Below are 8,959 nucleotides of genomic sequence, written 5' to 3'. Positions count from 1 at the left end.
GAGGCGATCTTCTACTTCCACACCAACCTGGCCGGGCTGCCGGAACAGCTGACCGATACGGACGGCCACACGGTGTGGCACAGCGAGTACCAGGCCTGGGGCAGGACGCGGGACGAGTGGCATGATCGGCAGGCAGGAGGTGAGCAGAACCTGCGCTTTCAGGGGCAGTACCTTGACCGCGAAACCGGGCTGCACTACAACACCTTCAGGTTTTTTGATCCGGAGGTGGGGCGGTTTACCCAGCCGGATCCGATTGGATTGTTGGGTGGGGATAACCTCTATCAGTACGCGCCGAACCCGATTGTGTGGATTGATCCATTTGGATTGAATCCATGCGATACCACCAAGGGAAACGGCGAGTTTACCGAGCCAGTACTACCACCAAAATTAATCGCACAACATGGAAATGTTAAAATTGTCCACTACACCCGAAGTGGGGATCACGGGCCCGCACATTTGCACGTCAAGGGAGGTGGTAAAGAGACAAAAATTGGTCAAGCAGGAAAACCAATAAAAGGCTCTCCCACTCCGACTTCTGAGCAACAAGCTGCGATTAACATCAACAAATCGGCAATCAGAAAATCAGTTGACAAAATACAACGCTGGTTCAAGTTCCAAAATCATTAATAGGAATCCATACAAAAATGAAATATATTTGGGTGTTTAATGGCGAGATGGCTCGCTTTCCATCAGCACTGTTCATTTCGCTTGAAGATGCAAAAGACTGGGTAAATCACAACAAACTCACAGGAATTCTTACTAAGTACCCTGTCAACATAGGGATTTATGATTGGGCAATTAAAAATAGCTTATTCCGCCCAACCGAAGACAAACATAACTCATCGTCATTTATTGGCAGTTTCACGTGTGCATCCATGGATCACCTTCACTTTGAAGATGGAGAGGAAGATTGACCACCTCATGCTTTGCTACGAATTCGGCAGGGAGTCTGATCACCTGACCATAACTTAACGGCAACTAGTGTGCTGTTTTCGAATTAACACTTCTCAGATATTGGCTACACTTCCCGTGTCATCCAACGTTCGGAGAGGCACCGGTGAACGCACTCAACATTGTCCTCAGCCCAGAAGAACATGCCGAGCTGAGCCGGCGTGTACGTTCGGCCATCAGCCAGCGCGACGGCCGCCGCGCCCGAGTGATTCTGTTGGCGGCCCAAGGGTGTACGCGAGTAGAGATCGCCCGGCTGACCGGGTTCTCGCTCCCCGTTATCACGTGCTGGTGTCAGCGCTTCCAGGCTCAACGGCTGGACGGTTTGCTTGATAAGCCAGGTCGGGGGCGTAAACCATTTTTGCGCCTTGAAACGGTGCGTCGTGTCCTTGAGCAAGTCACTCAACCGCGTATCGGTGAACCTCGATGGAGCTGCCGAAGCATGGCCCGAGCGGCTGGAATTTCGGCCACCAGCGTGCACAAACTCTGGGCGGCCAATGACTTGAAACCGCACCTGACCCGCACCTTTAAATTGTCCAATGACCCGAACTTTGAAGAGAAATTCTGGGACGTCATCGGACTCTACCTGGCCCCGCCGGACAAGGCTTTGGTGCTCTGCTGCGATGAAAAAAGCCAAGTTCAAGCTCTTGAGCGTAGCCAGCCAGGGCTGCCTTTGGGGATCGGTCATATCCGCACACAATCGCACGATTATATCCGCCTTGGCACCGTCACCTTGTTCACTGCGCTGGATTATCTCCAGGGACGCTTGATCAGCTCCATTGAGCGCCAACACCGGCATCAGGAATGGCTGGAATTTCTCAAGAAGATCAATCGAGAAACGCCCAAACATCTTCAGCTGCATTTGATCGTCGATAACTACGCCACGCACAAGCATCCAAAAGTGAAGGCATGGCTGGAAAAACATAACCGTTTCCACATGCATTTCACCCCTCCAGCTCGTGGATGAACATGGTTGAACGCTTCTTTCACGATATCACGGTGTACCTGCGCGACGGCAGTTTCAGTTCGGTTCGCGAACTGGAAAGCTCGATCACCACCTTCCTGGCACTGCGAAATGCGCAGCCGACCCGCTATGTCTGGAACGCAAAAGGTGAGGATATCTTGAACAAAATAAAGCGAGCCCGAGAAGCGATGGCCTCACAGGCTAATGGGTAGATTATTTCGAGAACAGCACACTAGAACTTCTGCCCACATCGTTTTCGTCACCCTGACTGGAGTTTTGGGGGATTTTATCAAAGACCTTGAAAGTCCTGGCTTTAAAAGTGCGATTCCAGAACAAAATATTTGGCTATTTATGGGATCTTACTCATGGCAGCCAGATAATCACATTACCCGTCACAGAAGGTTGTGGGGCAGTTTAAAAGCAAGAGGGGTCGAAATTTTTCATGGCAAGTATCATCAAAATCACCTTATTAAAGGAAGGGAAGGCATTAAGTTTTTTGGGCGATAAATCTGTTCGAGCCTTCCCTAACATCTACACTATCCGCCATATTAAGCGAGCGCGCCTCTTATATTGTAGGCCTACCCAAGAATTGCGATATCTCTACTTTTTTAAATCCAGGATGGGCAGGCAAAATCACTGAAGATATAAATTTTATTTGCAGCATTAGCCATTCAAACGGCTTTGCATTGAACCCAATTGGCGAGTTTGATGATGCAGAGAGCGGGTTTGTGTATTTAGGACCATCGGATATTGCGCGGAAAATTAATATGTTTAAAAATAACTAATAACGGCAACTTGGTGATGCGCCCCTTATTGTAAGGGCCACTTCCCAATTACCGAATGCAGCGGCACCCATTCCGTCAACGGCATTCCCGTGGATTTGGATGACATGAAGACTACCTGCGGCACGACTTTGATCGCCAGCGGCTCCCGCGCTGCCGAGAACCGCTGACAACCGCAGTTCCTGCAATGAAACACCACTAGCTTTTCACAAATAATCGCAACAATAAGGAAGCACACATCCTACGACGCCCTCGGTCAACTGCTCAGCGAGACCAATAGCGCCGGAGAATTGAAATACGCTTACGACGCGCTGGGCAACCTTGAAACCCTGACCCTACCCGATCAGCGTCAGCTCAACCATTTGTACTACGGCAGCAGCCATCTGCATCAGCTCAACCTCAATGGCCGGGTGATCAGCGACTTCGAGCACGATCAGCTGCATGACGAGGTCTTGCGCACCCAGGGTAGTCTGCTGACCCGCACGCGCTACGACCGCTACGACCGCCTCAGCTAAAAGGCCCTGCACTACCAGCAGGTTGCCCGCGAGGTACTGCCGCTGTTGCAGAAGGACTACCAGTACGATGCCAGCGACAACTTGGTGGCCGAGATACTGACCCAGACCCAGCGCCCTGGCGCTAACCGCCCGACCACGGCGGCCAATGACGACAGCCTGATTGGTCGCTTCCAGAACCAATCATCGACCGGCAAGAGCTATCAAGGCAGCGCCCAATACGGCTACAACCCCGCCGAGCAGCTCCAGAGCATGCACCGCAGCAGCCCGACGGCGCTGGGCCAGCACATCGAAAGCCTCAACTACGATGCGGCCGGCAACCTGTTTGATGGCTATTGGGTCAACGGCCTGATCAAGCACAACCGGGTGCATGTGTATCAGGACAAGCGTTATCGCTATGACCGTTTTGGGCGGCTGAGCGAAAAGCGTATTGGCAGCAACCGCATTCAACGCTTCGAGTACGACGCCGAACACAGACTGATCGAGGTACACCAACAGAACGGCGCCATGCGCCAACGGGTGGTATTCGGCTACGACCCGCTGGGCCGGCGGATCAGCAAGCAGGTGTATCACGACGGCGCCGCCGAACCCAGTAATCGCACCCTGTTCCAATGGCAAGGCTTGCGATTGCTGGAAGAGGTGCAGGACGGCAGGCCCAGCCTGTACGTGTATGCCGATCCGGGCAGCTATGAACCCCTGGCCCGCCTTGATGGCAAGCCCGGTAGCGAGGCGATCTTCTACTTACACACCAACCTGGCAGGGCTGCCGGAACAGCTGACCGATACGGACGGCCACACGGTGTGGCACAGCGAATACCAGGCCTGGGGCAGGACGCGGGATGAGTGGCATGATCAACAACCGGGACGTGAGCAGAACCTGCGTTTTCAGGGCCAGTACCTTGACCGCGAAACCGGGCTGCACTACAACACCTTCAGGTTTTTTGATCCGGATGTGGGGCGGTTTACTCAGCCGGATCCGATTGGGTTGGCGGGTGGGCTGAACCTCTATCAGTATTCGCCAAACCCGATGGGATGGATTGATCCGCTCGGCCTCGAAACTATTCGCTTACGGCATTACACGAGCAATCAAGGATTAGAGGGAATAAAAAATAGTATGGTAATTAAGGCCGGCGACCAAAATTCCGTATTTGCCACCAAAGCCAAAGGGAAGCCGCTGAGCATGGCCGATGCAGCTAAAAAATTCAAAATAAGACCACACCACGCCCGAAACCATATTGACTTCGATATAGACACTGGAAGAGTAGAGTTTTAGAAAAAACAATTTAGGCGTTGAGGAGTTCAAAATAAAAGGCGACGTCGTGCTAGATAAAAAAACAACCTCTTTCAACAAACGGTGCCCATAAAATGAGCAAGAAATGCAGAATAGGAATGTCAGAGCTCAAAAGTATTCTGACCCATCTAGAAGAAGTGGTGATTACTATTGACAAAATAGGTTCTGGATTTGAAGACAAAGAAACTACCGCACTAGCGCTGTTATTATTTTTCAGAGAAAAAGACGTCCTTGACAAACTAGCTGAAACAAGAAAAATTCTCCACCATAGTCTATCCGAAGAACTGGGCGTTGATGCATATGATAAATGGATTGAGAATGATACAACATATTGGAAACCACCATACGAAAAAAACAAAAATGAAATCATTAAACTTTTAGCCAACCTAGACTAAGACATTTTTTGAAAAAACCTTCTATTTGCAATGTAGCCGTCTGAGGAGCGTATCCTTGAAGTTACTTTTTGGACATTTGGCTTTTTCAGATGATCATTCAGAATAACCAAACAAAGAAATGCACTCAGACCCAGGCAAGAACAAATCAACCTTGATGAGAGTGATAAGTTCCATATTCGAAGGGTTGCTCGAAGACAACTCATCTAACTACAAGAAAGAACTGAGCAAGCCCATTGACTCAAAGCTAGCGGCCTGAGCGGCTAATTCATTTATTTATCTGTCGGTCAGGAATATACAAAATTTAATTATCAACGCAGCTACTCCCGACGATGATCGCGATAGTACCCAATAGCCGCCCGCTGCACCTGAGCAATGAAAACCACGAATGCTACCGCTTCGAGCGGGATGCGCTGGACCGGCTGCTGGCCCAGCAGGATCTGGATGGTAGCGGGCGCATTTACCAGTACGACCCGTTGGGCGAGGTCAAGGGTATCCACCATATCCCTGCACCGCTCGCCGAACCGGAGCTGGACGGCAAAGACGTGGCCGAGCCACACACGCCGCTGGAGCATTATTTCGAGCGCGACGCTCTCGGACGGTTGGTCCGAAAACGCACCGACGACGGGGTCACCGAGTACGCCTACGATAACGCCGACAACCTGTTGTCGATTGCCTTTATAAACAAACAAGGTGAAGAGCGGCGGCTCGACTATACCTACGATGTCCTCGGTCAACTGTTCAGCGAGACCAATAGCGCCGGAGAATTGAAATACGCTTACGACGCGCTGGGCAACCTTGAAACCCTGACCCTACCCGATCAGCGTCAGCTCAACCATTTGTACTACGGCAGCAGCCATCTGCATCAGCTCAACCTCAATGGCCGGGTGATCAGCGACTTCGAGCACGATCAGGTCTTGCGCACCCAGGAGGCCCAGACGCCCCCATGACAAAAAATGATCTCATTACGGGACTGAGACGCAGCGGGGTTACCCCACCAAAAGATTTTTTAGGGAGCTTATGATGAACAAAGAAAAACTATTCGACCTGAAGGAAGCACTCGAAATATCAGGCTGGTCACTAATAAATGAAAATGAAATGTTCTCTGCTGCAGACGACAGGATAGAGTGGCTACTAGTGAATGAGCGGACATCCAACAAAGAAACCTATACATTCCACCTTTTCAACGATCTTGGAAAAAGAACAGAAAAAATATCCGACATACTTTACGTAAGGAGAAGCAAAGATAATATCAAGCTATATTTCGATCAAGACAAAAACTGTTGGAAAAAAGAACTCAAGACATTCGTATACAGCACAACATAAAGATAAAGATAAAGATAAAGATAAAGATAAAGATAAAGATAAAGATAAAGATAAAGATAAAGATAAAGATATCCCAGCTTCCCCAAAAAGAGCTAAAGCGTCACTGCGGAATTCAGTAAATCTATAAAAAACTAATAAACTATCAGAACCAAGAACTCTCAAGAGGGGGCGCACTGAGATTCCCAGCATTATGGCCTTATGAAGACTTTATTGATGCATTACTGGTCAGCCTCCCGGACGTAAATACCGACCATCCTTAGGAGAAGCACTCGAGTCAGTGTCGGCAAGAACAGGAAAAACATATCAAGGCCAACAAATATTCAAGATCACGAAAAAGACGCAAGTTGACGATGTAAAATTTAAGCCCGGCGACTACTATTATATGGATGGCATGCACAAGGATCATATAGAAACCTTCTCATCACAAAACTCATCAAAAGGCGTTTTCAATCTTGACGGCAAATACAACGCTGCAAAATCTACGCGCGCCGCAAACCGAATCGGCCCGGGCTGTTAACATCCCGACGGACTTAAATTCATGAATCAGCTAGAAAATGAAATTCTAAAAAACAAAGACGATCTATTCGAAGGTACATTTTGCTTTGAATTATTTGAGGAGAAGACGTTCAACGCCCCTTTGTTCGATAAATTGATAAGAGACATACAAACGGCATTGAAGTCCACAGATGTAAAATCTAGCGACAAGCTAAAAGAGTTTACAATTTGGTTCACCATGGGAACTATTCGCTGTGTCATATGCCACTACGACCCTAATGACTTATATAAAATAAGCGACTTCTCCATGGATGCATGGAACGAATCATATGAACCAAAATTAAACAATATGCTCTTGGCGCTAATAAAAACGTAGGCTCGTCTACAACGGAGTTTACCGCAGGGCAAACGCCTGGGTGTGCAGTCCGAAATCCTGCGCTTCAGCTACGACCCGCTCAGCCGTCTGTTCGAGGAAGTCGGACCACACCTGCAGCGCCAGTATCACTACGACAAGGCCGGGAATTCGGCATAGGGAACTCCAAAATAGAGCTTATTTCAATGATGAGCCAGGCAACCACTATGATTACTGAAATTAAAACCAACAGCAGTGAAAATGCCTTTCAGGATAATGATGTAATTCATCTTGGCAGAGCTGTAAATTCAGATGAATGCAGTTTATCTGCAATTAGCTGGACGACGGCAGGGCGTTCACGGCAAATCCAGTTACACATACTGAAAACCCTGTACACGGGCTTTAAAAGTGCGATTCCAGAACAAAATATTTGGCTCTTTATGGGATCTTACTCATGGCAGCCAGATAATCGCATTACCCGTCACAGAAGGTTGTGGGGCAGTTTAAAAGCAAGAGGGGTCGAAATTTTTCATGGCAAGGATCATCAAGATCACCTTATTAAAGGAAGGGAAGGCATTAAGTTTTTTGGGGCGATAAATCTGTCCGAGCCTTCCCTAACATCTACACTATCCGCCATATTAAGCGAGCGCGCCTCTTATATTGTAGGCCTACCCAAGAATTGCGATATTTCTACTTTTTTAAATCCAGGATGGGCAGGTAAAATCACTGAAGATCTAAATTTTATTTGCAGCATTAGCCATTCAAACGGCTTTGTATTGAAGCCAATTGGCGAGTTTGATGATGCAGAGCGCGGGTTTGTGTATTTAGGGCCATCGGATATTGCGCGAAAAAATAATATGTTTAAAAATAACTGATAACGGCAACTTGGTGATGCGCCCCTTATTGTAAGGGCCACTTCCCAATTACCGAATGCAGCGGCACCCATTCCGTCAACGGCATTCCCGTGGATTTGGATGACATGAAAACCACCTGCGGCGCGACCTTGATCGCCAGCGGTTCCCGCGCTGCCGAGAGCCGCTGACAACCGCAGTTCCTGCAATGAAACTCCACTAGCTTTTCACAAATAATCACAACAATAAGGAGGCACACATCCTACGACGCCCTCGGCCAACTGCTCAGCGAGACCAATAGCGCCGGCCTGTTGCAGTACGACTACGATGAACTGGGCAACCTGCAAACCCTGACCCTGCCCGATCAACGTCAGCTCAACCATTTGTACTACGGCAGCGGCCATCTGCATCAAATCAACCTGGGTGGCCGGGTGATCAGCGACTTCGAGCGCGATCAACTGCATGACGAGGTCTTGCGCACCCAAGGCAGTCTGTTGACCCGCACGCGCTACGACCGCAATGGTCGCCTCAGCCAAAAGGCCCTGCACTACCAGCAGGTCGCCCGCGAGGTGCTGCCGCTGTTGCAAAAGGACTACCAGTACGATGCCAGCGATAATCTGGTGGCCGAAATACTGACCCAGACCCAGCGCCCAGGCGCTAATCGCCCGACCACGGCGGCCAATGACGACAGCCTGATCGGGCGATTCCACGGCCACTCCTCGACCGGCAAGTCGTATCAAGGCAGCACCAGCTACGGCTATAACCCTGCCGAGCAAATCCAGAGCATGCACCGCAACAGCCCCGCAGCGCAGGGCCAGTACATCGAGAGCCTCAACTACGACCCGGCAGGCAACCTGTTCGATGGCTACCGGGTCAACGGCCTGATCAAGCACAACCGCGTGCAGGTGTATCAAGACAAACGTTATCGCTATGACCGCTTTGGGCGGCTGAGCGAAAAGCGCATCGGCAGCAGCCGCATCCAGCGTTTCGAGTACGACGCCGAGCACCGACTGATCGAGGTACATCAACAGAACGGTGCCCTGCGCC

The 8,959-nt window shown here is 49.7% G+C and carries 7 protein-coding genes and 5 pseudogenes; all 12 read left to right on the top strand.

The window, feature by feature from the left end; translation table 11 throughout:
- Positions 1-627: RHS repeat domain-containing protein (locus AACY31_RS27885; protein ID WP_339505513.1), on the top strand; the 627-nt coding region annotated here is incomplete at its 5' end.
- Between the two features lie 17 nt (positions 628-644).
- Positions 645-914: a DUF7710 domain-containing protein gene (locus tag AACY31_RS27880; RefSeq protein WP_339493156.1), complete on the top strand. Its 270-nt coding sequence runs from the start codon at positions 645-647 to the stop codon at positions 912-914.
- Positions 915-1,057: 143 nt separating this feature from the next.
- Positions 1,058-2,124: pseudogene (locus AACY31_RS27875) on the top strand (IS630 family transposase).
- A gap of 614 nt (positions 2,125-2,738) precedes the next feature.
- Positions 2,739-2,864: pseudogene (locus tag AACY31_RS29155) on the top strand (PAAR domain-containing protein); the annotation flags it as partial.
- 69 nt (positions 2,865-2,933) lie between these two features.
- A pseudogene (locus AACY31_RS27865) lies at positions 2,934-4,478 on the top strand (RHS repeat domain-containing protein); the annotation flags it as partial.
- Between the two features lie 92 nt (positions 4,479-4,570).
- Positions 4,571-4,891 (top strand): hypothetical protein, encoded by a 321-nt coding sequence (locus AACY31_RS27860; RefSeq protein ID WP_339483738.1) that lies wholly within the window; start codon positions 4,571-4,573, stop codon positions 4,889-4,891.
- A gap of 329 nt (positions 4,892-5,220) precedes the next feature.
- On the top strand, positions 5,221-5,838 hold the full coding sequence (locus tag AACY31_RS27855) for an RHS repeat domain-containing protein (protein WP_339505509.1): 618 nt from the start codon (positions 5,221-5,223) through the stop codon (positions 5,836-5,838).
- 73 nt (positions 5,839-5,911) lie between these two features.
- A complete protein-coding gene (locus AACY31_RS27850) occupies positions 5,912-6,214 on the top strand; it encodes a hypothetical protein (protein ID WP_339505507.1) in 303 nt (100 codons plus the stop codon).
- Between the two features lie 538 nt (positions 6,215-6,752).
- Positions 6,753-7,085 carry a hypothetical protein gene (locus AACY31_RS27845; protein WP_339483735.1) on the top strand — a complete coding sequence of 111 codons (333 nt, stop codon included), beginning with the start codon at positions 6,753-6,755 and terminating at the stop codon, positions 7,083-7,085.
- 203 nt (positions 7,086-7,288) lie between these two features.
- Complete coding sequence (locus AACY31_RS27840; protein ID WP_339505505.1) at positions 7,289-7,936, top strand: hypothetical protein; 648 nt, start codon at positions 7,289-7,291, stop codon at positions 7,934-7,936.
- A 41-nt stretch (positions 7,937-7,977) separates the two neighbouring features.
- A pseudogene (locus AACY31_RS27835) lies at positions 7,978-8,103 on the top strand (PAAR domain-containing protein); the annotation flags it as partial.
- 120 nt (positions 8,104-8,223) lie between these two features.
- Positions 8,224-8,959, top strand: a pseudogene (locus AACY31_RS27830) (type IV secretion protein Rhs); the annotation flags it as partial.

This window comes from Pseudomonas sp. RL_105y_Pfl2_101 (genome assembly GCF_963970585.1).
GTDB lineage: Bacteria > Pseudomonadota > Gammaproteobacteria > Pseudomonadales > Pseudomonadaceae > Aquipseudomonas.
Note: the sequence above shows the minus strand (reverse complement) of the source record. Positions and strands in the feature narration are given on the sequence as shown.